Genomic DNA, 24860 nt, shown 5'->3' with positions numbered 1-24860 from the left:
CGGCGTCATGCCCTTCCCTTGGCACGTCCCCGCCTACTTCGGAACCGGAACCGGCGCGTCCGGGATGCGCGGCGCGTCCGGCAGCCGGGGCGGCGCGATGGCCGGGAGGCCGTCCGCGGCCCGCAGGGCGGCCTCCGCTGCCCGGCCGGCGTCGTCCCGTCCCTGCCAAGCGTACCAGAGCAGGCCGACCGCCAGCATGGCCACGACGCCGGCGGCGAAGGCGATCCAGGGGTTGGTGGGGCGCGCGGGCATGACGTTTTCGAAACGGATCGCGCGACCGCGCCGTTCCGCCCCTTAAGCCCGCAAGCCTTTGTGCTACATATGTTCCGATGTCATCGTTCGAATCCTCTGACCTCCCCTCGTCCCGCATCAGCGACCTGGCCCGCGTCGACGCGCGGCCGGCCGACTATCTGGCTGGCCTGAACCCCGAGCAGCGCGAGGCGGTGGAGGCGGTGGACGGTCCGGTGCTGGTGCTGGCCGGGGCGGGCACGGGCAAGACCAAGGTGCTGACCACCCGCCTGGCGCACATCCTGGCCAGCGGCCGAGCCAAGCCGTGGGAGCTGCTGGCCGTCACCTTCACCAACAAGGCCGCGCGCGAGATGCGCGAGCGGATCGCCCACATCATCGGCCCGTCGGCGGAGGGGCTGCGCTGGCTGGGCACCTTCCACTCGGTGGCGGCCCAGATCCTGCGCCGCCACGCAGAGCTGGTGGGGCTGAAGTCCAACTACACCATCCTCGACACCGACGATCAGGAGCGGCTGATCAAGCAGGTGCTGGAGGCCGAGAACATCGACACCAAGCGCTGGACGCCCAAGGCGTTGGCCGGGCTGATCGACCACTGGAAGAACCGCGGCTGGCGGCCCGACCAGCTGCCCCCCGCCGAGGCCCAGGCCTTCGCCAACGGCAAGGGCCAGGCGCTGTACCGGCTCTACCAGGAGCGAATGCGCATCCTGAACGCCTGCGATTTTGGTGATTTGCTGCTGCACAACCTGACGATCTTCGTCAGCCAGCCGGACGTGCTTGCCGAGTACCACAACCGCTTCCGGTACCTGCTCGTGGACGAGTACCAAGACACCAACGTCGCCCAGTACCTGTGGCTGCGGCTGCTGGCGCAGAAAAGCCAGAACCTCTGCTGTGTCGGCGACGACGACCAGTCGATCTATGGCTGGCGCGGCGCCGAGGTGGACAACATCCTGCGCTTCGAGCGGGACTTCCCGGGCGCGAAGGTCGTGCGGCTGGAACGCAATTACCGCTCCACCAGCCACATCCTGGCCGCCGCCTCCGGCCTGATCGCCGCCAACAAGGGCCGCCTCGGCAAGACGCTCTGGACCGACAGCCAGGAAGGCCAGAAGGTCGTCGTGCGCGGCATCTGGGACGGCGACGCCGAGAGCCGGCTGATCGCCGACGAGGTGGAGAAGGCCCGGCGCGCCGGCCGCCAGTACCGCGACATCGCCATCCTGGTCCGGGCCTCGTTCCAGATGAGGTCGTTCGAAGAGCGGTTCGTGATGCTGCAGATCCCCTATGTGGTGATCGGCGGCCCGCGGTTCTTCGAGCGGGCCGAGATCCGCGACGCCATCGCCTATCTCCGGCTGATCCAGTCGCAGGACGACGACCTGGCCTTCGAGCGGATCGTCAACACGCCCAAGCGCGGCATCGGCGACACCACCGTCCAGAAGCTGCTGCAGATCGCCCGGCTGAACGGCGTGCCGGCCAGCACCGCGGCGCGGCAGTTGGTGCTGACCGACGAACTGGCGGCCAAGACGCGCACCTCGCTCGCCAACTTCCTGCGCGACCTCGACCGCTGGCGCGGCCAGGCCGAGCACATCCACCACGCCCGCCTCATGGAGGCGGTGCTGGAGGAGAGCGGCTACACCGACATGCTGAAGCTGGACCGCTCGCCCCAGGCCCAGGGCCGGCTGGAGAACCTGAAGGAGCTGGTCCAGTCCATGGGCAGCTACGAGACGCTCCAGGCCTATCTGGAGCACGTCTCCCTGGTCATGGACCTGGAGCGCGGGCCCCAGGCCGACAGCGTGCAGATCATGACCCTGCACCAGGCCAAGGGGCTCGAGTTCCCGCTCGTCTTCCTGCCGGGCTGGGAGGAAGGCGTCTTCCCGTCCCAGCGCAGCATGGACGAGAAGGGCGAGAAGGGCCTGGAGGAGGAACGGCGCCTGGCCTACGTGGGCATCACCCGGGCCCGCGAGGAGGCGCGGATCTCCTTCGCCGCCAACCGCCAGGTCTATGGCCGCTGGACCAGCCAGCTCCCCAGCCGCTTCGTCGACGAACTGCCGCCGGCCAACGTCGAGGCCAGCTCCGAGACCGGCTACTACGGCGGCGGCCCGGGCATGCAGCAGCACGGCTCGCGCTGGGACGCCGACCCGGACTTCGGCGGCGGCTACGCCTCGCCCGGCTGGCGCAGGGCGCAGGCCAACCAGTACCGCGGCAGCCACCCAGGCCGGCAGCCGGTGATTGAAGGCGACGGCCGCCTGGTCGCGGTGTCGGAAAGCTCCGCCGCCAGCGACTACAAGCGCGGCGACCGGGTCTTCCACCTGAAGTTCGGCTATGGGGCGGTGCGCGGCGTCGAGGGCAACAAGCTCACCGTGAACTTCGACAAGGCCGGCGAGAAGAAGGTCATCGACAGCTTCGTCGAGAAGGCCTGAAGGGCGCCTGCCCGGCGAGGCAACCTTTCCGGCTCTGGCACGTATCTCCGCCCATGCGGAACCTGATCCGAAACCAGGACCTGAAGACCCTCTTCGGCGGCGTGTCGATTGCGGCCTGCGCGGGCCTGCTTATGGGCGCGGCGCTCTATCCCGACCTGGATGAGGACGAGATCCGCGGCCCTCAGATCCTCCTGAGCGGCGGCGGTCCCCGGGGCGAGCCCCCCGTCGGCGACGCCGGCATCGGCGCCTATGCCGGTCGCGTCCCCGACTATGTCATCGGCACCGACGCGCTGAAGCCGCCGCAGTACCAGGTCCTCGCCTACGAGGAGCGCGCGGAGCCGGAGGCGGCGGACACTGGCGACACCGGCGACGTCATGGCCTACGAGGCCCCGCCTGAGATCCAGCGGGCCCACTGGCAGGACGAACCTCGCGAGCCGTCGCGCTACCCGTCCGAGCATGGCAATGCGGCCCCCGAGCCGGAGCTGGCGCCGTGGGATGGGGATGGTCCCGCAAATGCGGTTGTAACCGACACGCCGTAACAGTGATCGCCGCGGCCGTGCTATCCTTCATGGATGGGGCGTTTACTTCGCATCGCGGCGGTCCTCCTGGCCGGCGCCTGGCTCGCCGGCTGTGTGGCTCCGGACATTCCCTACCCGCGCCTTGAAGCGAAGTACGCGAACGCCGCGTCCCGCTACGCGTCTTTGCCTGGCGGGCTGCGAGTCCACTACCGCGACGAAGGGCCAAGAGACGCCCGCACCATCGTCCTCGTGCACGGCTTTGCCGCATCGCTGCATGCGTGGGAGCCTTGGGTCGAACGGCTCAAGCACGACTACCGCGTCGTATCCCTCGACTTGCCGGGCCACGGCCTGACACGGGCGCCGGACGACTACGCCCCCTCGTCGGCCAGCAATGCCGAGATCATCGACACCCTGACGCGACAGCTCGGCGTCGAGCGGTTCGTCCTGGCTGGCAACTCGATGGGCGGGGCCGTGGCCTGGTCGTACGCGATGGCCCATCCGGGACGGCTCGACGGCCTGGTTCTGGTGAATGCGGCCGGCTGGCCATCGTCGGCGGACGCGGGTGGCGGCCCTGCGATCTTCAAGCTGCTCGCCAACCCGGTCGGCCGGCTCCTCTTGAGGAACATCGATCCTCGGCCCCTGGCGGCGCGCGGGCTGAAGCAGGCCTACGTGGACGAAAGGCTCGTCAACGATCCGTTGCTGGACCGCTATGTGGAGCTCGCGCGTGCGCCGGGCCACCGCGCGCTGCTGACGCGTCGCGGCGCTCGGCCTGCAGTCGCCCCGGAGACCTTCGCCCGCATCCAGGCGCCCACCCTCGTCATGGTCGGCCTCCGCGACGAGGTGATCCCGCCGGAACGATCGGCGGCCTTCGCCAAGGTCATCCCCGGGTCCAAGCTGGTGACCTACGCAGCGGGCGGGCATGTGCCGATGGAACAGATGCCCGACGCCAGCGCCCGCGACCTTCGCGCCTTTCTGACCGCGCTCCCCTCGCGCAACCGCCCGGCGCACTGACCGCGCGGGCTGCGAGATTTGTGGGAACCGAGCTTGGCCGTTCACCGTTCGTCGGGGCATGAAGCGCCCCCACGCTGCGGCCACCGGGCTGAAGGATGAGGAGTCCTATGCGCGGGGCTTGGCCCGGGCCGCAGCGGGCGCCCTGATCTTCAGCTTCCCGCTGCTGATGACCATGGAGATGTGGGAGTTCGGCTTCCACATGGACCGTGGCCGACTTGCACTCTTCCTCTTGGTCACGTCCGCGGTCGTCTTCGGCCTCAGCCGCTTTGCGGGCTTTCGGGACACCAGCAGTCTGGCAGACGACGCCCTCGATGCGCTGGCGGCGCTGTTGGTCGGCTTTGCGGTCTCGGCGACGCTGCTCGCCCTGCTGGCGCTCTTGACCTTGCAGACCGCGCCGCGAGAGGCGGTGGGGATGATCGCGGTCCAGGCGGCCCCCGCCAGCATCGGCGCCGTGCTTGCCAACAAACAGCTTCAGGCGCGGGCGGAACGTCGCACGAAGGAGGACCGCGCCGGCTATCTCGGGCAGCTATTCCTGATGGCGGCCGGCGCCCTGTTCTTCGCGTTCAACGTCGCACCGACCGAGGAGATGATCCTGATCGGCTTCAAGATGACCCCCTGGCATGCCTTGGGATTGGTCGCGGCCTCCCTGCTGACTTTGCACGCCCTGGTGTTCTCGGTCGGGTTTGCGGGCCAGGAGACCCACGAAAGCCAGGCCCTTGCCTTCGTCCACTACACGCTGGCCGGCTACGGCGTGGCGCTGCTGGTCAGCCTCTACATCCTGTGGACCTTCGGCCGGCTGGACGGCGGCATGAGCGATACTGTGCGGGCGGTTGTGGTGCTCGGCTTTCCGGCCGCCATGGGAGCCGCGGCCGCGCGGCTGGTGGTCTGACATGGCCGCGCGCAAGTCCCGCCCGAGCCTGGCCGATCGGACGCCTGTCGCCGAATGGACGGCCGCGGCGCTCGGCCTGGTGATGACCTTGGGCGTTGTCGGCTACACCCTGTGGGAGGGGCTCACCGAGGACCCGGGCCCCCCGCGTCTGACCGTGACCGCCCAGACCGCCACGCCGAACGGCGCAACCCATGTCGTGCCGATCGTGGTGCGTAACGCTAGCCACGCCACAGCCGCCCAGGTGGAGGTCCGCGCCGTCCTTCGCTCCCCGGCCGGCGTCTCCGAGGAGCGACGCGCAAGCTTCGCCTACGTGCCCGGCCGGGGCGAGGCGCGGGGCGGCCTTGTCTTCCGGCAGAACCCAGCGGGAGCGGAACTCGATCTGAGCATCGAGGGGTACGCCGAGCCCTAGACCGATCGTCCGAAGCTCTGGGAAGCTGCCATGCGGTGGTGCGGGCGGCCGGGATCGAACCGGCATGGGCCAAGGCCCGACGGATTTTCGTACCACTTCGGCTTTCGCCGCCGCCCGCCCTCCAGGGACGAGGCGTTCGTGGTCTGGACTATCCCTTCGCCCTGGCCCGAAGGCTTTAGGCGCCGCCCGTCTAGTCTCTACACCTTCCCCGGAACGCGCGTTCCAGGGCTTGGCTCGGGATCGCCAGTTGAGAGGTTTCCCCGAGTTTGAGCGGTTCTACGTCCGGGGTTTCCCCCAGCGCACTCGAGGCCGATGGCCCAAGTCCGTTGCGTCTACCAATTCCGCCACGCCCGCGTGACGCCCTGGCTTGCCACAGGCGGACCGCTAGCGTCCAGCCGCGATCGGTCAGGTCGCCGCGCCGCTTTGCGACGTCAGCGTCCGCGGTACAGGCGTCGCGCCGCAGACCCGACTAACCGTGGCCTTGGGCTCACGAGCAGCGCATGATGCGGCCTCGACTCTCGGGAGAACGCCCATGACCAGACTCGCTTTCGCCGCCGCCATGGCCCTCGCCATCGGCGCCGCCACGCCCGGGGCTGCGAGCGCCCAGGGATTGGGCTCGCTTTTCTCCTGCGATGCCCAGGGGTCTTCCAACACCACCGGCGCCGTTGTCGGCGGACTGGTCGGCGCCTTGGCGGGCAGCCAGGTCAGCAAGAACGAGCGGACCCTGGGAGCGGTGATCGGCGCGGGCCTGGGCGCGGCGATCGGCAACAACATTGGCTGCCGCATGGACCGCAAGGCCCAGCAGGACGCGCGCGTGGCCTTCCAGCGCGCCCTGGAGACCGGCAAGACCCAGAGCTGGTCCGACCCGCAGACGGGCGCCAGCGGCCGCATCTCGGTGCTCGGCCCCTCCTCGGGCAGCGGGACCGGCGGGACCAGCTACACCGGCCGCTGGCGCTACGCCCAGGGCGTCACGGCGGCCAGCCGCGTGAGCACGGCGGGCGGCGCCTACGCGGGCTCCGGCCGCGTCAATATGCGGGCGGCCCCGAACACCTCGGCGCCGGTTGTGGATCGTCTGCAGCCGAACGAGACCTTCGAGGTGGCGGGCGCGGTCGCGGGAGGCTGGCTGGCGGTCGTCGAAGACGGCTTCATCCAGGGCTACGTCGCCCGCTCGGTCGTCCAGCCGGTCGGCGGCGGCGGCGATGGCGGGTGCCGCCTCGTCGAGCAGACCGTCAACGAGCGTGGTCAGCCCACCTATCGCGAACGGTTCAACGCGTGCCGCGACAGCTCTGGCGAGTGGCGCCTGACCGCCGCCTGAGGTCCGCGGGCGTCTTGCGGGTGTGGGAGCGGCTGGGCTGGAACGCCTTGCCGCGCCAAGGGTTGAGCCATCGACCCCATCATCCCTAATCCGCGAGGCCGCCCATGTACGTCCTGCCAGAGCTTCCCTATGACCACGACGCGCTGAGCCCGTTCGTCTCCGCCGACACGCTGCGCACCCACCACGGCAAGCATCACAAGACCTACGTCGAGAAGACCAACGACCTGGCCGCCAAGGCCGGGCTGGCCGGCCGCCCCCTGGAAGAGGTCGTGCGCGAAGCCAGCCGCCGGGGCGACAAGAAGCTGTTCAACAACGCCGCCCAGGCCTGGAACCACGCCTTCTTCTGGGAATGCATGCGCCCGCCCGGCGGCGCGGCGCCCTCGGGCGACCTGCTGAGGGCGATCGACGCCGCGTTCGACGACCTGGACGCCCTGAAGCAGGCGTTCGTCGACGAGGGCGTGAACCATTTCGCCTCGGGCTGGGTCTGGATCGTCACCGGCGGCGACGGCCTGAAGGTGATCTCCACCCACGACGCCGACGACACCCTGGTGCGCGACGGGGTCTTTCCGTTGCTGGTGTGCGACCTGTGGGAGCACGCCTACTACCTGGACTACAAGAACGACCGGAAGGCGTTCCTGGAGCGGTGGTTCGACAACGTCGCCAACTGGGACTTCGCGGCGGCCCAGCTCGCTTCGGCCGACGGCGCGGGCGAGGGCTTCCGTTACCCGGCGGCCGAAGGCGTCGCCCCGGGCGGCGCGGCCGAGACGCCCCGCCCCAGCCTCTGATGCCTCAACGATAGAAGATCCGCGAGGTCCACTTCTCGGAGTAGCGGCCCTTCTTGTAGCAGGCCCGCTCCCGGGCGACGCACCGGACGCCGTCGGCTGGGCTCCACACCTCGTGGCGGTCCCAGTCGTCGTCGCGGTGCTTGTCCTTCGAGCCGGCCACGAGCGCGCCGACAACGATGGCGCCCAGGACGAGGCCCGCGATCGCAGCGGTGTTGTCCTTGTTCTTGTGCGACAGCTCGCCGACATCCAGGTCCGAGGTGCGCCCGGTGCGATAGTTGTAGGTGCAGCCGAAGCTGAAGCGGGCTTCGCCGCCGTTGCGGTCGTCGAACTCTCCCTTGCCGGTGACCCGCGCCTGGTTCCGCGGCCCATCGCTGACGCTCGAGGAGGTGATCCGCACCCCGCGCGCCTGGGGATAGCGGTCCTGCACCTCGTAGCTGATCTCGCGGCTGCAGGCGTCCACGGGACCGCCGCCCTGGGCGTGAGCCACTGAGGGAGCAAGCGCCGGCGCGGGCGCCAGAATGGCGCCGATGGCCAGGTAAGTGACCGACCGCATGACCTGAACTCCTCATCGTTCCCCGACAGCACAGCCTTGACCTTGTAGCCCGCGGGCGGCAAGCCCTGCGCCGCGATGATCCTCACCCTCTCCTGCGACGACCGCCCCGGCATCGTGGCCCGCGTGTCGGCCCTGCTGTTCGAACGCGGCGCGAATATCCTGGACGCCCAGCAGTACGACGACCAGGAAACCGGCCGCTTCTTCATGCGCGTGGTCTTCGATCCGGGCGACAGCGCCGCCGAGGCGTGGCGCGCCGCGTTCGAACCTCTGGCGGCGGAATACGCCATGACCTGGGCGCTGCGTGGCCGCAAGGAGCGCCGGCGGGTGATGATCCTGGCCTCGCAGACCGACCACTGCCTGGCCGACCTCATCTGGCGCTGGCGCCAGGGCGAGCTTCCCATGGACATCACCGCCGTGGTCTCGAACCACCCGGCGTCCACCTTCCCCCACACCGACCTGCAGGGCATCGCGTTCCGCCACTTGCCGGTGACGGCCGAGACGAAGGCGCGGCAGGAGGCCGACCTCTGGCGCCTGATCCAGGAGACCGGCACAGAGCTGGTGGTTCTCGCCCGCTACATGCAGGTGTTGTCCGACGACCTGTCCGCCAAGCTCGCCGGCCGCTGCATCAATATCCACCACTCGTTCCTGCCCGGCTTCAAGGGCGCGCGGCCTTACCACCAGGCCCACGCGCGCGGCGTGAAGGTGATCGGCGCCACCGCCCACTACGTCACAGCCGACCTGGACGAGGGCCCGATCATCGAGCAGGACGTCGAGCGCATCAGCCATCGCGACACGCCGGCCAACCTCGTCCGCAAGGGTCGCGATATCGAGCGCAGGGTGCTGGCCCGCGCCGTCCGGTGGCACATCGAAGACCGCGTGCTGCTCAACGGACGCAAGACGGTGGTTTTCACCGACTGACCCGCGCCGCCGCTACGGGCTGAGCGGCCCCGTCGGCCGGCCGAGGGGGAAGACGATCTCGATCCTCACGCCGTCGGCCAGATGGTCGATGCGGTGTGAGCCTCGCAGGTCGCCGGTCGTCAGCCGGCGGATCAGCTGCATCCCAAACCCCTCGGTCTTGGCGGGCTCGGTCGGCCCCGCGCCCCGCTCTTCCCACACCAGGCTCACGACACCCGGCTCCGGCTCCGTCCAGGTCACGGAGACGGTCCCCTCGCCACGGAAGGCGCCGTACTTGGCGGCGTTGGTCGCGAGTTCGTGGACGATGAGACCCAGCGCGAGCGCCTGAGGCGCGGGCAGTTCGACGGGCGGGCCAGCCACGCGAACCCGCTCGCCGAAGCTGACCAGCTGGCGCTGCAGCAGGGCCGCGAGGCCGGCCTGCGTCCAGGCATTCTGGGTGAGCACGTCGTGCGTTCTCGCCAGCGCCCCGAGGCGCCCTTCGAACTTGTCGAGGAACTGCGCCATGTCGCCGGACCGGCGCGCGGTCTGGACGGCGATCGACTGCACCGTCGCCAGGTTGTTCTTCACCCGGTGGTTCAGCTCGGCCATCAGCAGCTTCTGGCGCTCCTGCGCCTCCACCTCGGCGGTGATGTCGAGCGCGGTCCCCAGCATGCGCACCGCCGTGCCGTCCCTGCGGAACACCACCTGCCCCATGTTGCGGAGCCAGCGGACGGTCCCGTCCGGCCCGGTCAGGCGATGCTCGATCAGGAACTTGCCCCCGTTCGCCCCGGCGATGGCCGCGTCGTAGGCAGCGATCGTGCGCTCCCGGTCCTCGGGGTGCAGGCGTTCGCGGTAGAGCTTGAAGCTGGGCTTTTCGCCGGGCGCCAGGCCATAGAAGGCGAGCGTGCGGTCGTCCCAGGACGCCTCGAGCGTCTGGAGGTTGTACTCCCAAAGGCCCAGCGCCGTCGCCTCCAGCGCCATGGCCAGGCGAGCCCGCTCGCGTTCCGCTTCGAGCTCCGCCAGTTTCCTCGCCGTGATGTCCACGGAGACGAAGGAGACCCTCCTGCCCGCCAGGATGGGCGCGATGGTCACATAGAACCAGGCCTTCTGGCCGGCGATCATGCGCGGGTGTTCGAAATGCGAGATCTGACCGTCCTTCAGCGTCTCGCGCAGGGTCCGCAACCCCGCCCTTAGCTCCTTGGCGCCGAGCCCCAGGTCCCGCCCCGTCTTCCCGACGATCTCGTCCGGCGTGAGGCCGAACAACCCGGCGAGGTTCCGGTTGGCCAGGACATAGGCGAAGTCGTTCTCGCGCAGCTCCAGAACGCCGGCCATGATCCCCGTCGCCTCGAGCAGGGGACCGAGCAAGCCCTCCCCCGTATCGACGGTCGGCCGGTCGAGATGCCGGTCGTTGATCACCCGCGCTCCGCCCCTGTTCGGGCGCTAGTCTGCCGCGATAACGCTGAAATTCCAAACGGCAGGGCGGCCCTGTGCGCTAACGCCGCGCTCTAGGGGCCGCCCTCCCGGCGGAGATGCGGGGCGGGACGTGGTCCCGGGTCGCCTCAGAAGCGAACGTCCACCCGGGCGTAGTACTGGCCGCCGTTGGTGTCGTAGGGGGCGTTCCGCGAATAGACGAGGCCGCGGCTGGCCTGGAAGACGGCCTCGTCCGGGTACTTGTCGAAGACGTTCTCGGCGCCCAGCCGCAGCGAGACGTTGTCGTTCACCCGATAAGTCGCCGACACGTCGAAGAACGTCACCGCACCGAAGTCCTGGAAGATGTCGCCGGTGGCGTTGCCGGTGCTGTCGGTCCACTTGCCGTAGTACCGGACGCGGCCCAGCAGTTCGAACGAGCCCCATTTGTAGGTGGCCGAGCCGGTCAGGTTGTTCTTGGGCCGCGATTGTTCGAACAGCAGCTGCTGGGTGGCGTTGCGGCCGAGCGCGCCCGATCGCACCTCCGTCTTGTTGTAGTTGTAAGCGCCCATCAGGTTCAGCCGGCCCGGGCCCACGTCGCGGGCGTAGGTGACGACCACATCCACGCCGCGAGTGCGGGTGTCGAAATCGTTGGTGAACCAGTTGATCGAGGTGAAGGCCGAGGCGCCGGGCACGCCCAGGGCCACGAGTTGCGCCCGGATCGCCGGCGTGACGGTGACCGTGGCCGAGGTGCTGAAGCGCTGGTCGACGTCGATCTGGTAGGCGTCGATCGAGCCGGCCAGGCCCAGGTCGGTGCGCCAGATCACGCCGGCGGTGATCGTCTTCGATTCCTCCGGCTCCAGCGGCTTGGCCCCCAGGAACACGGCCACCGGGTTGGTGGGCGACAGGCGTCCGGACTGGAAGAGCTGCAGGGTGACCGTGTCGAGGCCCTGCGACGTGCTGGTGGAGTTCAGCTGGCCCGGCGTGGGCGCGCGGAAGCCGGTGGAATAGGAGGCGCGCACGGCCAGGCCGGTCGTCACCTCGAACCGGCTGGCGGCCTTGAAGTTGAGCGTGTCGCCGAACTCGGAGAAGTCCTCGTAGCGCAGCGCGCCGCCGAGGCTCCAGCGGTCCGTGACCTGGGCTTCGAGGTCGACATAGCCGGCATAGCTCTTCTGGTCCCACTCGCCCGCCTGCTGCGGGCTGAAGCCCGGGAAGCCGTTCGAATTGGGGGCGAGGCCGAAGTTGGCGCCGGGGCCGACCGCGTAGGAAGCCGGATCGCCGGTCTCGATCTCATAGGTCTCGGTGCGGTGCTCGGCCCCGAACGCGATGTTGAGCGGCTCGGCCAGACCCTGGATCGGCAGGCGATAGACCCCGTCGGCGTTCAGGTTCACCTCCGTCTGCAGCAGCCGGCCCAGGTCGAAGTCGAAGGGGCTCTGCGGGCCCAGCGAGGCGTTGATCGAGTCCTTCAGGAAGAACCGGCTGGCGTTGCGGCCGTACGAGGCGCTGAGGTCCCAGGTGAACCGCTCGTCGTCGGCGTGGCGCACACCCGCCACGGCCTGGACATCGCGGGCGTGGATGCCTTCGCGGGGGGTGAAGCCGCCCGGATAGATCGAGCGCAGGTTGAAGCCTGGGAACGCCGCGGTGACGTTGAAGATCGCCGGGTTGGCGGACGGGTTGCGCCAGTTGATGTCGTTGATCCCGTCCGACTTCGTGTAGGTCCCGAAGGCGTAGGCCTCGGCCACGGTCCCGAGCGGGAGGGCGGCGTTCACCGCGCCCTGGAAGGTCTCGAGGTCGGGATTGCCCCAGCGCTGCACCGGGTTGTCCAGGACGACGCCGGGATTGGCCTGCTGGAAGGCGATGGCGTCGGGCCGCTGGCGGCTGCGCGAGGTCAGCTCGGCGTCGGCCCATTCGAAGGTCGCGTTGACGTACCCGCCCTCGCCGATGGCGGCGCCGGCCTTGGCGCCCAGGCGGACGGTCGTGCCGTCGCCCTCGTAGAACTGGCCGGCCTGGCCGAAGCCGGCGAACCCCGGCTTGTCATCCAGCAGGATGTTGATCACCCCGGCGATGGCGTCCGATCCGTACTGGGCGGAGGCGCCGTCGCGCAGCACCTCCATCCGGCCCACCGCAAAGCTCGGGATCTGGGCCAGGTCCGGCCCCTGCGCCCCGCGCGAGCCGAGGAAGGCCGAGCGGTGGAAGCGTTTTCCGTTCACCAGCACCAGGGTCTGGTCTGGCGACAGGTTGCGCAGCGTGGCCGGCCGCACGAACTGCAGGCCGTCGGAGGTCGGCAGCTTCTGGACGATGAAAGACGGAATCTGCTGGGCCAGGTTCTCGCCCAGCTGGCTGGTGGCCGAGGCCTGGATCGATTCCGCGGTCAGCACGTCGACCGGGACCAGGGTGGTGAAGGCGGTGCGGCCGGCGTCGCGGGTGCCGGTCACGACGACCTCGTCGACCGTGTCGGCTTCGGCGGCCCGCGCCGTGCTCCCGACCATCAGGCAAAGCGCCGCCGTGGCGCAAAGCTGCGCCTTCAAACCCATACGCATGGACAACCCCTCTTCGACTTGAAGGGGTGGCTGTGGCGCCGTCAGGCGACGCGTTACTGACGCCCGTGTAAAATTTTTACGGCTGTGAGCACGCCCGGCTAGAACTGCCCGTAGCCACGCGCCATGGCTGCGGCGAAGATCGGCAGTAGCGCGAACAGCGCGACTTCGGCGTGGAGGAACCGGCGCACCCTCGACACCTGGGCCGAATCCGGCGCGGCGCCCGCCTTCCGCCAGCGGATGAAAGCGATGGTCGGCGGCGCCGACAGGAGGCCGACCAGCAGGAAGACCGCCAGCTTGGCCCAGAAGAAGGCGTTGTGGGAATAGTAGGCCCAGCCCTTCGCCGCCATGCCCGCCCGGACAAGCCCGACCACGATGACCAGCCCGGCGAACGCGCCATAGACCAGGTCCATCCGCGCCACCCGACCGACGGTCGCCAAATCCATGCCCGGTCGCACCAGCATCAGCTCGGCGAACAGGATCCCGGCCAGCCCGAAGACCAGCAGGTGGTGGACGATGGCGAGAACGAGATCGAGCACGGGCGCCTCCGATTCTGGACGGTCACGCCGATAGAAGGGCGCGCGGAAGGCCGCGTCCAGGCCGCCGGCGGCAAGGCGCGTTGCCGGGTCGGCTCTAGACGAACTTGGGCTTCCGCTTCTCGCGGTGCGAGGCGAGCCCCTCCGCCGCCTCCGGGCCGGTGAAGCCCAGCATCTCCAGCGCCGCCGAGGCGTCGAAGGTCGGGCCGGCGCTGCGCAGCCAGTTGTTCAGCGACAGCTTGGTCCAGCGGATCGCCTGCTGGGCGCCGTTCGCCAGCTTGGTCGCCACCGCCAGCGCCCTGGCGTCCAGCTCCTCGTCCGGCACGCACAGCGAGACAAGGCCGATCCGTTCGGCCTCGGCGCCGCTCAGCGGGTCGCAGGTCAGCAGGTAGTACTTGGCCTTGGCCATGCCGCAGAGCAGCGGCCAGACGATGGCCGCATGGTCGCCGGCCGCCACCCCCAGCCGGGTGTGGCCGTCGATGATCTTGGCCTCGGGCGTTACGATCGAGACGTCCGCCAGCAAGCCGCAGACCAGCCCGGCCCCCACCGCGGGCCCCCGCATGGCGCTGACCACCGGCTTAGAGCAGTTGATCACGTTGTAGACGATGTCGCGCGCCTCCTTGAGGATCCGCACGCGCATCTGAAAGTCGTCGACGATCTGCTGGATCATCTCGAAGTCGCCCCCGGCGGAGAAGGCGTTACCCTCCCCCGTCAGGATGGCGCAGCGGACCTCCGGGTCGTCGTCGATGGTCCGCCAGATCTCGGCCAGCTCCCAGTGCATCTGCTGGTCGGTGGCGTTGAGCTTGCCGGGATTGCTCATCACGATCCGCAGCACGCCGTCGGCCGGCCGCTCGAACTTCAGTCGCTCGTACTGCGCGTAGCGGTCGGCCATGGCCCGGTCCTCAGAAGATGGTGTAGCCGCCGTCGATGACGAAGCTGTCGCCGGTGTGGAAGCGCGAGGCGTCCGAGGCCAGGTAGACCGCGATGCCCGAGAAGTCCTCGCCCTCGCCCCAGCGCCGCATGGGCACCCGGCCGATGGCCTTCTCGTTGAACTTGTCGTTCGACTGCAGGCCCTGGGTCATGTCGGTGGCGATCCAGCCCGGCAGGATCGAATTGGCGCGGATGCCGTAGCGCGCATACTCCACCGCCAGGCCGCGGACCATCGACAGCACCCCGCCCTTCGTGGAGGCGTAGGCTTCGTTGCGCGGCGCGCCATGGATCGCCGAGGTCGACGACGTCACCACCAGGGAGCCGCCGGGATCGCCCGCGTTCGCCCGCTCAAGCATGTGCTTCACCGCCTCGCGGAATGTCCAGAACACCGCATCCAGGTTCACTGTGGTGACGCGGCGCCACTTTTCCGTGGTCATCTGGTCGAACGGCGCCCCGCCGCCGATGCCGGCGTTGGCGGCGCAGAAGTCCAGCCGGCCGAAGGTCTTCACCACCTCGGCCACGCCTGCCACGACGCTGGCCTCGTCGGCCACGTCTACCTTCTGGACCAGCACGTCGACGCCATGGGCTTTGAGGGCCGCTTCGGCCTTGGCGTTCTTCTCGGGGTTCTGGCCCCAGATCGCCACCTTCGCCCCGGCGGCGGCCAGGCCCTCGGCCATGCCCAGGCCGATGCCGCCGTTGCCGCCGGTCACCAGCGCGACCTTGCCCGTCAGGTCGAAGGGATTGAACGCCATCTCACAAGTCCTCCCGTTTGGCGCCGACTTGTGGAAGGCGCCCTTAGGGAGGTCAAGGCTACTCGGCCGGATGCTCCTTCAGGGCGTCGCACTCCTGCGGCTTCCACAGCCGGTCCGAGATGAAGCGGCACATGACGTAGAAGGCCGGCGTGAACAGGAGGCCGAAGGCGGTCACCCCGATCATGCCGAAGAACACCGCCGTCCCCAGCGCCTGGCGCATCTCCGCCCCCGGCCCGCTGGCGATCACCAGGGGCAGCACGCCCAGGATGAAGGCGAACGAGGTCATCAGGATCGGCCGCAGGCGGGTATGGGCCGCCTCGACCGCCGCATCCCAGCGGCTGAGCCCCCGCTCCTCGGCCTGTTTGGCGAACTCGACGATGAGGATGGCGTTCTTGGCCGCCAGGCCGATCAGCACCACCAGCCCGATCTGGGTGAGGATGTTGTTGTCGAACCCGCGCAGGTTCACGCCCAGGATCGCCGCCAGCAGGCACATCGGAACGATGAGGATGATCGCCAGCGGCAGGGTCACGCTCTCGTACTGCGCCGCCAGCAGCAGGAAGACGAACACCACCGCCAGGCCGAAGGCGATCGCCCCGGTGTTGCCGGCCGTCTTCTGCTGGTAGGCCAGCTCGGTCCACTCGTAGCCGAAGCCCTCGGGCAGCCGCGCCTTGGCCAGGGCCTCGACGCGGTCCAGCGCCTGGCCGGACGAATAGGCCGGCTTGGTGTCGCCCTGCAGCTCGGCCGCCGGATAGAGGTTGTAGCGCACGACCCTGTACGGGCCGCTGTCGTCGCGCACCGTCGCCACCGAGCCCAGCGGCACCATGGCCCCGGAGAGCGAGCGGGTCTGCAGCCGCGCGATGTCCGAAGCCTCGTCGCGATACGGCGCGTCCGCTTGCGCCGTCACGCGATAAGTCCGGCCCAGGTAGTTGAAGTCGTTGACGAAAGCCGATCCAAGATAGACGGACAGGGTCTCGAACACCTGCTCGGGCGGCACGCCGGCCATCTGCGCCTTGTCGCGGTCGATCTCGGCCCAGAGCCGGGGCGTCGATGTGTTGAACAACGTGAAGACGCTGGTCAGCTCGTCTTGCTTGTTTCCCTGCATCATCAGGTCGACCGTGGCCTGCTCGAGGGCGCGGTAGCCCTTGCCCTGCCGGTCCTCGATCATAAGCTTCCAGCCACCGCCGGTGCCGATGCCGCTGACGGGCGGCGGCTGGATCACCAGAACGTTGGCGCCGGCGATCTGGCCCAGCTTCTGGCGCAGGTCGTCCAGCACCGCCTGGGCCTTGATTCCCTCCGCCCCGCGCTCGTGGAACGGGGTCAGCGGCAGGAAGATCGTCCCGGCGTTTGGGGCGTTGGTGAAGGTGGTGCCGTCCAGGCCGACGAAGGCCGCGGCGTGCTCGACGCCCTTGGTGTCCATGGCGGTGTTGACCACCTGCTTCACCACTGCATCGGTGCGCGCCAGGGAGGAGCCCGGCGGCAGCTGGACGACGGCGATGAAATAGCCCTGGTCCTGCGCCGGGATGAACCCCGTGGGCGTCGCCGAGAAGCGCCAGACGGTGAACAGCAGCAGCACCGCATAGACCGCCAGCATGATCACGCCGCGCCGCACGGTCAGAGCGGTCAGCCTGCCGTAGCGATCGCTAAGTTTGGCGAACACCTCGTTGAATTTCCAGCCGAACAGCTGGAACGGCCGACGCCATCCCTTGGCCGGAACCGGATGCTCGGGGTGCGCGCGCAGCACCAGCGCCGCCATGGCCGGCGACAGGGTCAGCGACACCAGGCACGAGATCATCGTGGCGCTGGCGATGGTGATCGCGAACTGCTTGTAGAACTGGCCGGAGATGCCGGTGATGAACGCCGTCGGCACGAACACCGCCACCAGCACGAGGGCGATGGCGATCAGGGCGCCGCCCACCTCGTCCATGGTTCGATAGGCGGCCTCCCGCGGTGTCATGCCCGCCGCCAGGTTCCGCTCGACGTTCTCGACCACGACGATGGCGTCGTCGACCACGATGCCGATGGCCAGCACCAAGCCGAAGAGCGACAGGTTGTTCAACGAGGCGCCGAAGCCGGCCATCACCGCGAACGCCCCGACCAGCGACACCGGGATCGCCACGACGGGAATGATCGCCGCCCGCCAGGTCTGCAGGAAGACGATGACCACCAGCACGACCAGGATCACCGCCTCGAACAGGGTCTTGCGGACCTCGTTGATCGACTCGGCGACGTACTCCGTCGGGTTGTAGATCACCGTGTACTTGAGGCCGGGCGGGAAGTTCGGCCCGAGCTCCTCCATGGTCTTCAGCACCGTGTCGGCCGTGGCCAGGGCGTTGGAGCCCGGCCGCTGGCTGATGCCGATGGCCACCGCCTTCTGGCCGCGGTCGAGGTAGGCGTTGACGCGGTAGTCCTGAGCGCCCAGCTCGACCCTGGCCACGTCGCTGATCCGCACCAGGCGGCCGCCGGCGTCGTTCTTGACGATGATGTCGGCGAACTGCGCGGGGTCGGTCAGGCGGCCCTGGGTGTTGACGTTGAGCTCGAAGGCCGAGCCCTGGGCGCTGAACGGCGCCTGGCCCACGGCGCCGGCCGCCACCTGGACGTTCTGTGCGCGTAGGACCCCGACGATCTCGCCGGCGGTGAGGTTGTGGGCGGCCGCCTTGTCCGGGTCGATCCAGACCCGCATGGCGTAGTCTCGCGCGCCGAAGATCCGGGCGTCGCCGACCCCGTCCAGCCTGGCCAGCCGGTCGCGCACCTGTAGCAGGGCGTAGTTCGAGATGTAGTCGGGGCTGCGCGTGCCGTCGGGCGAATAGAGGTGGATGACCATCAGCAGGTCGGGCGAGGCCTTGCGCGTCACCACGCCCAGCCGCCGCACGTCCTCGGGCAGCCGAGGCTCGGCAGAGGCGACCCGGTTCTGCACCAGCACCTGGGCGTTATCGAGGTCGGTCCCCAACTTGAACGTCAGGGTGATGGTCAGCAGGCCGTCCGAGGTGGACGAGGAGGACATGTAGAGCATGTCCTCGACCCCGTTGATCTCCTGCTCCAAGGGCGTCGCCACCGTATCGGCGATCACCTCGGCCGAGGCGCCGGGATAGCTCGCCGTCACCGTGATCGTGGGCGGCGCGATCTCGGGATACTGGGCGATCGGCAGCGACGGGTAGGCGAAGGCGCCAACTAGGATGATGATCACCGAGATGACCGCCGCGAAGACCGGGCGGTCGATGAAGAAGCGCGAGAACCGCATGGCCCTACCGGGTCCCGCCGGCGCTCGTCGCCTGGGCCGCCGGCTGCTGCAGCACGCTGGGCTGCGGGGCGGTGGGGGCGGCGCTGACGATCCGTCCCGGCTTGGGCGCGACCTTCATGCCCGGCCGTACGCGCGCCTGGCCGTCGATGATCACCCTGTCCGCGCCGGAGAGGCCGCTGCGCACCACGCGCAGGCCGTCGACGATGGGCCCCAGCACCACTTTGCGGGGCTGCACCGTGTCGTCGCGGGCCGCCACCAGCACCACCTTGTCCGACTGGTCGGCCAGAACGGCCGAGTCCGGCACCAGCAGCGCCGTATAGGCGCCCGATCCCAGCAGGCGCATGCGGCCGTACATGCCCGGCGTCAGCAGGTTGTTCGGATTGCGCACCACCGCCCGGCCGCGGATCGTGCCCGAGCCGATGTCCAGGGCGTTGTCCACGAAGTCCATCCGGCCGCGCCAGTTGTAGGCCGTCTCGTCCTGCAGCTGGATGTCCACGGGGTTGGAGGCGTAGCGCGAACTGGTCCGTGTGCCCGCCTCGTTGGCCCGCTGATACTTCAGGTAGACCGCCTCCGAGCCGGTGAAGGCGAAGTGGATCGGGTCCAGCGACACCACCGTCGTCAGCAGGGTCGCCTCGGACCCGCTGGCGGCGACCAGGTTGCCCACGTCCACGCGGTGGTCGGACACCCGGCCGGCGATGGGCGAGGTGATGCGGGTGAACGATACGTCCAGTTCGCGCGCCTGCACCTGGGCCCTGGCGGCGGCGACGGCGGCGTCCGCCGAGCGTTGCTGCGCCAGCCGCGAGTCATAGGTCGACTTGGAGACGAAGCCCTTGTCCAGCAGCGTCTTGGCCCGCTCCAGCTCCACCCGGGCGTTGGCCGCCTGGGCCTCGGCGCTAGCCTGGTCCGCGCGGGCCTGGGCGAGCGCGGCCTGGTAGGGGCGCGGGTCGATCACAAAGAGCAGCTGGCCCTTCTTGACGATGTCGCCGTCGCGAAACCCGATGGTCTGGACATAGCCCGAGACGCGCGGCCGCACCTCGACCTGCTGGATCGCCTCGAAGCGGCCGACGAACTCGTCCCAGTCGATGATCTGGCGCGAAAGGGGCGCGGAGACCGTCACGGGCGCCGGCGGCGGCGGGCCATCGGCCTTCTTCGCGCCGCAGGAAACAAGGAGGGGGAAAACGAGGGCCCCCACGGCCCAGCGGACCGCTCCCGACATGCCCAACTCCTTGTCGCAGACCCCGGCGCACACGCCTGCGCCGCGCCGCCCCATCAGCGGCTTTCCAAGTCTAGCTGGTAACGCTGCGGCAATCTGTCCAGACCTTCGTACAGGCCGGGGTGACCTTACGGCGCCCTTTTCCACACCTTTGTTCGCAGGCGGGCGCACGACGCCTCGCACAAGCCGACGAACCGCACCCAGATCGCCAACTTGCCCACAACTCATCCACAGCTCGCGCGGCGAGGCTGTGGACAGCGTAGCGTTGGCCGACTCCAGTTGTGGAGTGCCTCATCCGCGGCGCGAACCGCGGCCCAGAGGCTCTAGAAGCTGAGCGGCTTGACGCTCTGGTTCTTCTCGACCTCGTCGCGCGCCTCTTGCTTCATCAGATCCCAGTCGGCCTGGGTCCGGCAGGTGCGCTGCTTCATCCGGCTGCCCAGGACCGCTTCGCGCTTGCAGACAAGTTCGTTCTTGTCGGCCTTCGCGGGTGTCGCGGACTTGGCGGGCGCCGATGCCGCGGGCGCGGTGCCGGCCGTCGGGGCGGCGGGGTCGGCGGCCGCGACCAGCAGGGCGACGGCGAACAGGGCGGAAATCATGGGGCGCTCCTTTGCCGGGGGCGGAAACCGAGTGACGTCTAGTTGTTACGCTACCGCCATCTCCTTCACGTTGTCGATGCCCGCTCGTCGCAAGGCGTCGATCAGCTCGGCCACCACCGCGGAGAGCTGTTCGGGGTCGCGGCTGCGGATCACCAGGTTCGAGCCGTAACCCTCGGCGCTGAAGAACGGATAGCTGCCCAGCGACATGTCGGGATGGGCCTTGGCCACCGCCTCCAGCGGCTCGGCGATCTGGCCCTCTCCCGAACCCTCGACGCGCACGGTGCGCGACACGGTCGGGCGGCCGCCGCGCATACGGGGCCCCACGTCCTCCAGCATGCCCCGCATGATCTGCGGCACGCCCGCCAGGGTGAAGACGTTGCCGATGGTGAAGCCGGGCGGCCCCTGCACGGGGTTCTTCACCAGCGCCCCGCCCACCGGAACCCGCGCCATCCGCCGCCGCGCGGCGTTCAGCTGGTCACCCCAGCGTGCGGTCATCATCGCCATGATCTCGGGATGCTCTTCCAGCTCGACGCCGAAGGCTGCCGCCACCGCATCGGCGGTGATGTCGTCATGCGTCGGGCCGATCCCGCCGGTGGTGATCACATAGTCGTAGCGGGACCGCAGCGCGTTTAGCGCGTCCACGATCTCCTCAAGCACGTCGGGCACCGTCCGCGCCTCGGCCAGGTCCACGCCGATGACGCCCAGATAGCGGGCGATGTCGCGCAGGTTCGTGTCCTGGGTTCGGCCCGAGAGGATCTCGTCCCCGATGATCAGCACCGCACAGGTGACCCGCTTGTCCTCGCCGCTCGCCATCCGCCCGACCCTCGCCTACATCAGCCTGCTTCCACACCGGACTAAAGCCTTACATGGACTTCCCGCAACCGCTCGTCCGCGGAACCCTCGTCCGCCGCTACAAGCGCTTCTTCGCCGATGTGGTCCTGCAGGACGGGACGGAAGTGACCGCCCACTGCCCGAACCCCGGCGCAATGCTGGGCCTGAACACCCCGGGCCTGCCCGCCTGGCTGTCGAAATCCGACGACCCCAAGCGCAAGCTCGCCCACACCCTGGAGCTGGTGGAGGCCGACGGCGGCCTGGTCGGAATCAACACCCTGCACCCCAACCGCATCGTCGCCGAAGCCCTGGCCGCCGACGCGATCCCCGAGCTCACCGGCTACGCCACTCACCGCCGCGAGGTCCGCTACGGCGAGAACAGCCGCGTCGATTTCCTGCTGGAGCATCCGGACCGTGCGCCGTGCTGGCTGGAGGTGAAGAACTGCCACCTGCGCCGCACCGGGACGCTGGCCGAGTTCCCCGACTGCGTCGCGGCCCGGTCGCTCAAGCACCTGCGCGAACTCACCGCCATGGTCGAAGCGGGGCAGCGCGCGGTTATGCTGTTCGTGATCCAACGCACCGACTGCGACACCTTCGCCGCCTGCCACGACCTCGACCCAGCCTACGCCAAGGGCCTGACCGCGGCCGCGGCGGCGGGCGTCGAGGTGCTGGCCTACCGCTGCGCCATCGCGCCCGACCGGGTGATCCTGGCGAACCGCGTCCCGTGGACGGGAGCCAGGCTGAGCGAGTGAGGCCGCGAAGCAGGATGTCGCGCCCCGGTTGACCTTCGGTGATAGGATCGCGACATAGGTCGCTGGAGCATCCCATGACCGACACCCTCGACGGCGACTACCGCACCGGCCAGATCAAGCTGCATGACGCCGCGGCGTTCGAAGGCATGCGCAAGGCGGGCCGCCTCGCCGCCGAGTGCCTCGATATGCTGGCGCCGCACGTGGTCCCCGGCGCCGTGACCGGCCACCTGGACGACCTGGCGCGCGAGTTCGTCCTGGACAATGGCGCCCTGCCCGCCTGCCTGGGCTATCGCGGCTATACCAAGACCGTCTGCATCAGCCCCAACCATATCGTCTGCCACGGCATTCCCGGCGAGCGGGTGCTGCGCGAGGGCGACATCGTCAATATCGACGTCACGGTCATCGTCGACGGCTGGCACGGCGACACCTCGCGCATGTACGGCGTCGGCTCGGTCGCGCCGCGCGCCAAGCGGTTGGTGGACGTGACCTACGAGGCGCTGGAGCGCGGCCTAGCGGCGGTGAAGCCCGGCGCGCGCACCGGCGATATCGGCGCGGCGATCCAGCAGTACGTGGAGAGCATGCGCTGCTCGGTGGTCCGCGACTTCTGCGGCCACGGCCTGGGCAAGGTCTTCCACGACGCGCCCAACATCCTGCACTTCGGCCAGAAGGGCACGGGCGAGCTGCTGCAGCCCGGCATGTTCTTCACGATCGAGCCGATGGTGAACCTGGGCAAGCACCCGGTGAAGCTGCTGTCCGACGGCTGGACGGCCGTGACCCGAGACAAGTCCCTGTCGGCCCAGTGCGAGCATTCCGTGGGCGTCACCGAGGACGGGGTCGAGATCTTCACGGGCTCGCCCACCGGCCAGTTCAAGCCGCCGATCGTCAGCGCGTAGGCCCCCATGATCCTGCGCCGCTGGGTGGGCCGGATCCGCGCCGCCGACGAGGCCGAGTACCGCGCCTACATCGCCGCCACCGGCGGCGACGACTACCTCTCCACCCCAGGCAACCTGGGCTGGCAGATGCTGTTCCGCGATCTCGGCGACGGGACGAGCGAGGTCACGACCCTCAGCTGGTGGACCAACCTGGAGGTCATCAAGGCCTTCGCGGGCGAGGACTATGAGCGCGCCCGCTACTACCCCGAGGACGACCGCTTCCTGCTGGATCGGCCGCCGGGCGTCGACCACTTCCGCGTGGCCGACGGCTCCGGTCCTCTGAAGGGCTAGGCGAGGGCCAGCCGCTGGCGACGGCGCAGCATGGCGCCGGCCATCCCGAACCCGCCGATCATCAGCGCCCAGGTCGCCGGCTCCGGCACGGCCGCGACCCCGCTGCCGTCCGCAAAGATGATCTCGCCCAGGCCGCAGTAGTCGACCGAGTTGAATTGGGGCTTCGTCCCGCAGCCGGTGATATCGAGGGTCAGATAGCGCGTGGTGATCGGTCGAAACTCAAAGACCTCGCCGCCCGGATAGGGCGAGCCGGAATTCTCCCGGGGCGCAAACGATCGGATGAGCCCCAGGGCAGGCGTCGAGATCGACATCGACTGCTGCGAGGAATTGTTCTCGTCCCAGATCGCCAGCTTGTAGAGCGTGACCTCCTGTCCGAAGTCGAAGGTCAACTGCGCGGAACGGGAGTCCCGATGACTGAACCATTCGGTGTTCAGAACGCCAGAATGCCGGTTCGGTTCGGCCACGAAGGCGTCGAAGTCCGTGACGCCTGGGATGTAGGTCCTCGTGAGACCCGACTGATCGATCACGTTGTCGACGGTCCAGAAGGAGCCCACGGTCCCTCCGCTGGTGACGCTGACACTCACCGGCGCCACGATGACCGCCGCCTGCGCCGCGCCCGCCGCGCCGATGACCGAGGCCAGGGCGACCCCCGCCAGGAAACTACGCTTCATACCCATCTCCGATGCTTGGTTTGCTTCGGCGGACATCGGGCGCGGCGGTCGTCGGCTCCATCGCCGTGCGACGAATGCGTAGCGGCGCCGCGACGAGCTTGGGTGAACCGCACTCGCCTGTGAGGCGATCAACGCCGGGGGCGTAACGCGCCGGAGCAGCCGTTACCGGCGCACCACACGTTACATAACCCTCACTTGCCCGCCGCCTCGCCCCGAGGCAGCTTCAAAGCCGGGTGGGGTGGAAGTCAGAGGATCATGCTTTCCATCAAGGGTTTGACGCACGTCTATCCAAACGGGACGCGCGCGCTGGACGGCGTCGATTTGGAGATCGGCAAAGGCATGTTCGGACTGCTGGGCCCCAACGGCGCCGGCAAGTCCACGCTGATGCGGGCCATCGCCACGCTGCAGACGCCCACCTCGGGCTCGATCCGGTTCGGCGATATCGATGTGATCGCCCAGCCCGAGGCGCTGCGCCGCACGCTCGGTTACCTGCCCCAGGACTTCGGCGTCTATCCGCGGGTCTCCGCCCTCGACCTGCTGGACCACATGGCCGTGCTGAAGGGCATCGCGGGCAAGGCCGAGCGCAAGGAGACCGTCGAGAGCCTCCTACAACAGGTGAACCTGTGGGACGTGCGCAAGAAGGCGGTCGCCGGCTACTCCGGCGGCATGCGCCAGCGGTTCGGCATCGCCCAGGCGCTGATCGGCCGGCCGACCCTCATCATCGTGGACGAGCCCACTGCGGGCCTGGACCCGGAGGAGCGCAACCGCTTCCTCAACCTGCTGGCCGAGATCGGCGAGAACGTCGTGGTGATCCTGTCCACCCACATCGTCGACGACGTGGCCGACCTTTGCCCGCGGATGGCCGTGCTGGCCGGCGGCCGGATCCTGCAGGAAGGCGCCCCCGCCGATCTGGTCGAGGGCCTTTCCGGCCGCGTCTGGCGCAAGGTCATCGACCGCCATGAGCTGGAGGCCGAGCGGGCGCGCAGCCAGGTGATTTCCACGCGCCTGGCCGGAGGTCGCACCGTCATCCACGTACTTTCCGACAGCGTCCCCGGCGCCGGCTTCGAGCCCGTGCCCGGCGGGCTGGAAGACGTCTACTTCTCGACCCTCGCCGCCTCGCGCCGCGCGGCCTAGCCGAGGGGT

General features: G+C 69.3%; 24 protein-coding genes. 12 read left to right on the top strand and 12 right to left on the bottom strand.

Features of this window, described 5'->3' with window-relative positions; genetic code table 11:
• Nucleotides 1-33 precede the first annotated feature (33 nt).
• The gene (locus A2790_RS03430; RefSeq protein ID WP_293387606.1) at nucleotides 34-252 is read right to left on the bottom strand and encodes a hypothetical protein; all 219 of its coding nucleotides are present in this window, start codon (nucleotides 250-252) and stop codon (nucleotides 34-36) included.
• 77 nt (nucleotides 253-329) lie between these two features.
• Between A2790_RS03430 and A2790_RS03425 the strand changes: the two genes are divergently transcribed.
• The 7 genes from A2790_RS03425 (at nucleotide 330) to A2790_RS03395 (ending at nucleotide 7584) form a co-directional block, all read left to right on the top strand.
• On the top strand, nucleotides 330-2657 hold the full coding sequence (locus A2790_RS03425) for a UvrD-helicase domain-containing protein (RefSeq protein WP_293387604.1): 2328 nt from the start codon (nucleotides 330-332) through the stop codon (nucleotides 2655-2657).
• Between the two features lie 53 nt (nucleotides 2658-2710).
• Nucleotides 2711-3196: a hypothetical protein gene (locus tag A2790_RS03420; protein WP_293387602.1), complete on the top strand. Its 486-nt coding sequence runs from the start codon at nucleotides 2711-2713 to the stop codon at nucleotides 3194-3196.
• Nucleotides 3197-3229: 33 nt separating this feature from the next.
• The gene (locus A2790_RS03415) at nucleotides 3230-4186 is read left to right on the top strand and encodes an alpha/beta fold hydrolase (protein WP_293387600.1); all 957 of its coding nucleotides are present in this window, start codon (nucleotides 3230-3232) and stop codon (nucleotides 4184-4186) included.
• A 58-nt stretch (nucleotides 4187-4244) separates the two neighbouring features.
• Entirely contained in the window at nucleotides 4245-5075 is an 831-nt protein-coding gene (locus A2790_RS03410; RefSeq protein WP_293387598.1) for a TIGR02587 family membrane protein, read from the top strand.
• A 1-nt stretch (nucleotide 5076) separates the two neighbouring features.
• Nucleotides 5077-5484, top strand: coding sequence for a hypothetical protein (locus A2790_RS03405; RefSeq protein ID WP_293387596.1), 408 nt, complete (start codon nucleotides 5077-5079; stop codon nucleotides 5482-5484).
• A 532-nt stretch (nucleotides 5485-6016) separates the two neighbouring features.
• A complete protein-coding gene (locus A2790_RS03400) occupies nucleotides 6017-6799 on the top strand; it encodes a glycine zipper 2TM domain-containing protein (protein WP_293387594.1) in 783 nt (260 codons plus the stop codon).
• Between the two features lie 104 nt (nucleotides 6800-6903).
• Nucleotides 6904-7584: a superoxide dismutase gene (locus A2790_RS03395; protein WP_293387592.1), complete on the top strand. Its 681-nt coding sequence runs from the start codon at nucleotides 6904-6906 to the stop codon at nucleotides 7582-7584.
• A gap of 4 nt (nucleotides 7585-7588) precedes the next feature.
• Here the strand turns inward: A2790_RS03395 and A2790_RS03390 are convergent, their stop codons facing one another.
• Nucleotides 7589-8137, bottom strand: a complete 549-nt coding sequence (locus A2790_RS03390; protein WP_293387590.1) for a hypothetical protein — start codon at nucleotides 8135-8137, stop codon at nucleotides 7589-7591.
• 75 nt (nucleotides 8138-8212) lie between these two features.
• On the opposite strand from A2790_RS03390, the gene purU reads away from it, so the two are divergent.
• Entirely contained in the window at nucleotides 8213-9055 is an 843-nt protein-coding gene (purU, locus tag A2790_RS03385; RefSeq protein WP_293387588.1) for a formyltetrahydrofolate deformylase, read from the top strand.
• Between the two features lie 12 nt (nucleotides 9056-9067).
• Here the strand turns inward: purU and A2790_RS03380 are convergent, their stop codons facing one another.
• The 9 genes from A2790_RS03380 to A2790_RS03340 all read right to left on the bottom strand — a co-directional run bounded on the left by A2790_RS03380 (nucleotide 9068) and on the right by A2790_RS03340 (nucleotide 21053).
• Nucleotides 9068-10447, bottom strand: a complete 1380-nt coding sequence (locus tag A2790_RS03380) for an HWE histidine kinase domain-containing protein (protein WP_293387586.1) — start codon at nucleotides 10445-10447, stop codon at nucleotides 9068-9070.
• 143 nt (nucleotides 10448-10590) lie between these two features.
• A complete protein-coding gene (locus A2790_RS03375; protein ID WP_293387584.1) occupies nucleotides 10591-12978 on the bottom strand; it encodes a TonB-dependent receptor in 2388 nt (795 codons plus the stop codon).
• Between the two features lie 98 nt (nucleotides 12979-13076).
• Complete coding sequence (locus A2790_RS03370; protein WP_293387582.1) at nucleotides 13077-13514, bottom strand: DUF2214 family protein; 438 nt, start codon at nucleotides 13512-13514, stop codon at nucleotides 13077-13079.
• A 94-nt stretch (nucleotides 13515-13608) separates the two neighbouring features.
• Nucleotides 13609-14403, bottom strand: a complete 795-nt coding sequence (locus A2790_RS03365) for an enoyl-CoA hydratase/isomerase family protein (protein ID WP_293387580.1) — start codon at nucleotides 14401-14403, stop codon at nucleotides 13609-13611.
• A 10-nt stretch (nucleotides 14404-14413) separates the two neighbouring features.
• Entirely contained in the window at nucleotides 14414-15193 is a 780-nt protein-coding gene (locus A2790_RS03360) for an SDR family oxidoreductase (RefSeq protein ID WP_293387578.1), read from the bottom strand.
• A gap of 58 nt (nucleotides 15194-15251) precedes the next feature.
• Entirely contained in the window at nucleotides 15252-18431 is a 3180-nt protein-coding gene (locus A2790_RS03355) for a multidrug efflux RND transporter permease subunit (protein ID WP_293387576.1), read from the bottom strand.
• 4 nt (nucleotides 18432-18435) lie between these two features.
• Nucleotides 18436-19647, bottom strand: coding sequence for an efflux RND transporter periplasmic adaptor subunit (locus A2790_RS03350; protein ID WP_293387574.1), 1212 nt, complete (start codon nucleotides 19645-19647; stop codon nucleotides 18436-18438).
• A 320-nt stretch (nucleotides 19648-19967) separates the two neighbouring features.
• Entirely contained in the window at nucleotides 19968-20240 is a 273-nt protein-coding gene (locus A2790_RS03345) for a hypothetical protein (RefSeq protein WP_293387572.1), read from the bottom strand.
• 45 nt (nucleotides 20241-20285) lie between these two features.
• Nucleotides 20286-21053, bottom strand: a complete 768-nt coding sequence (locus A2790_RS03340) for a competence/damage-inducible protein A (RefSeq protein WP_293387570.1) — start codon at nucleotides 21051-21053, stop codon at nucleotides 20286-20288.
• Nucleotides 21054-21106: 53 nt separating this feature from the next.
• Here A2790_RS03340 and sfsA point away from each other — a divergent pair, with 53 nt between their 5' ends.
• From sfsA to A2790_RS03325, 3 genes are all read left to right on the top strand, one after another.
• Nucleotides 21107-21823, top strand: coding sequence for a DNA/RNA nuclease SfsA (gene sfsA, locus A2790_RS03335; protein ID WP_293387568.1), 717 nt, complete (start codon nucleotides 21107-21109; stop codon nucleotides 21821-21823).
• 74 nt (nucleotides 21824-21897) lie between these two features.
• Nucleotides 21898-22716, top strand: coding sequence for a type I methionyl aminopeptidase (gene map, locus A2790_RS03330; RefSeq protein ID WP_293387566.1), 819 nt, complete (start codon nucleotides 21898-21900; stop codon nucleotides 22714-22716).
• A 6-nt stretch (nucleotides 22717-22722) separates the two neighbouring features.
• Nucleotides 22723-23046, top strand: a complete 324-nt coding sequence (locus tag A2790_RS03325; protein WP_293387564.1) for a hypothetical protein — start codon at nucleotides 22723-22725, stop codon at nucleotides 23044-23046.
• Here A2790_RS03325 and A2790_RS03320 read toward each other — a convergent pair.
• Nucleotides 23043-23717: a PEPxxWA-CTERM sorting domain-containing protein gene (locus A2790_RS03320; protein WP_293387562.1), complete on the bottom strand. Its 675-nt coding sequence runs from the start codon at nucleotides 23715-23717 to the stop codon at nucleotides 23043-23045. The genes A2790_RS03325 and A2790_RS03320 overlap by 4 nt on opposite strands.
• A 255-nt stretch (nucleotides 23718-23972) precedes the next feature.
• On the opposite strand from A2790_RS03320, the gene A2790_RS03315 reads away from it, so the two are divergent.
• A complete protein-coding gene (locus tag A2790_RS03315) occupies nucleotides 23973-24851 on the top strand; it encodes an ABC transporter ATP-binding protein (RefSeq protein WP_293387560.1) in 879 nt (292 codons plus the stop codon).
• The last annotated feature ends 9 nt before the right edge of the window (nucleotides 24852-24860 follow it).

Origin of the sequence: Phenylobacterium sp. RIFCSPHIGHO2_01_FULL_69_31 (assembly GCF_001824475.1) — a bacterium.
GTDB lineage: Bacteria > Pseudomonadota > Alphaproteobacteria > Caulobacterales > Caulobacteraceae > Phenylobacterium.
This window is presented reverse-complemented; position numbering and strand designations above follow the sequence as displayed.

Bases quoted from the DNA above. Each gene is read 5' to 3' on its own strand.
- A2790_RS03320 (WP_293387562.1), bottom strand. From the start codon at position 23,717: ATGAAGCGTAGTTTCCTGGCGGGGGTCGCCCTGGCCTCGGTCATCGGC.
- A2790_RS03415 (WP_293387600.1), top strand. From the start codon at position 3,230: ATGGGGCGTTTACTTCGCATCGCGGCGGTCCTCCTGGCCGGCGCCTGG.
- map (WP_293387566.1), top strand. From the start codon at position 21,898: ATGACCGACACCCTCGACGGCGACTACCGCACCGGCCAGATCAAGCTG.
- A2790_RS03410 (WP_293387598.1), top strand. From the start codon at position 4,245: ATGAAGCGCCCCCACGCTGCGGCCACCGGGCTGAAGGATGAGGAGTCC.
- A2790_RS03400 (WP_293387594.1), top strand. From the start codon at position 6,017: ATGACCAGACTCGCTTTCGCCGCCGCCATGGCCCTCGCCATCGGCGCC.
- sfsA (WP_293387568.1), top strand. From the start codon at position 21,107: ATGGACTTCCCGCAACCGCTCGTCCGCGGAACCCTCGTCCGCCGCTAC.
- A2790_RS03390 (WP_293387590.1), bottom strand. From the start codon at position 8,137: ATGCGGTCGGTCACTTACCTGGCCATCGGCGCCATTCTGGCGCCCGCG.
- A2790_RS03395 (WP_293387592.1), top strand. From the start codon at position 6,904: ATGTACGTCCTGCCAGAGCTTCCCTATGACCACGACGCGCTGAGCCCG.
- A2790_RS03350 (WP_293387574.1), bottom strand. From the start codon at position 19,647: ATGTCGGGAGCGGTCCGCTGGGCCGTGGGGGCCCTCGTTTTCCCCCTC.
- A2790_RS03425 (WP_293387604.1), top strand. From the start codon at position 330: ATGTCATCGTTCGAATCCTCTGACCTCCCCTCGTCCCGCATCAGCGAC.
- purU (WP_293387588.1), top strand. From the start codon at position 8,213: ATGATCCTCACCCTCTCCTGCGACGACCGCCCCGGCATCGTGGCCCGC.
- A2790_RS03315 (WP_293387560.1), top strand. From the start codon at position 23,973: ATGCTTTCCATCAAGGGTTTGACGCACGTCTATCCAAACGGGACGCGC.
- A2790_RS03405 (WP_293387596.1), top strand. From the start codon at position 5,077: ATGGCCGCGCGCAAGTCCCGCCCGAGCCTGGCCGATCGGACGCCTGTC.
- A2790_RS03340 (WP_293387570.1), bottom strand. From the start codon at position 21,053: ATGGCGAGCGGCGAGGACAAGCGGGTCACCTGTGCGGTGCTGATCATC.
- A2790_RS03360 (WP_293387578.1), bottom strand. From the start codon at position 15,193: ATGGCGTTCAATCCCTTCGACCTGACGGGCAAGGTCGCGCTGGTGACC.
- A2790_RS03430 (WP_293387606.1), bottom strand. From the start codon at position 252: ATGCCCGCGCGCCCCACCAACCCCTGGATCGCCTTCGCCGCCGGCGTC.
- A2790_RS03420 (WP_293387602.1), top strand. From the start codon at position 2,711: ATGCGGAACCTGATCCGAAACCAGGACCTGAAGACCCTCTTCGGCGGC.
- A2790_RS03325 (WP_293387564.1), top strand. From the start codon at position 22,723: ATGATCCTGCGCCGCTGGGTGGGCCGGATCCGCGCCGCCGACGAGGCC.
- A2790_RS03375 (WP_293387584.1), bottom strand. From the start codon at position 12,978: ATGCGTATGGGTTTGAAGGCGCAGCTTTGCGCCACGGCGGCGCTTTGC.
- A2790_RS03365 (WP_293387580.1), bottom strand. From the start codon at position 14,403: ATGGCCGACCGCTACGCGCAGTACGAGCGACTGAAGTTCGAGCGGCCG.
- A2790_RS03355 (WP_293387576.1), bottom strand. From the start codon at position 18,431: ATGCGGTTCTCGCGCTTCTTCATCGACCGCCCGGTCTTCGCGGCGGTC.
- A2790_RS03345 (WP_293387572.1), bottom strand. From the start codon at position 20,240: ATGATTTCCGCCCTGTTCGCCGTCGCCCTGCTGGTCGCGGCCGCCGAC.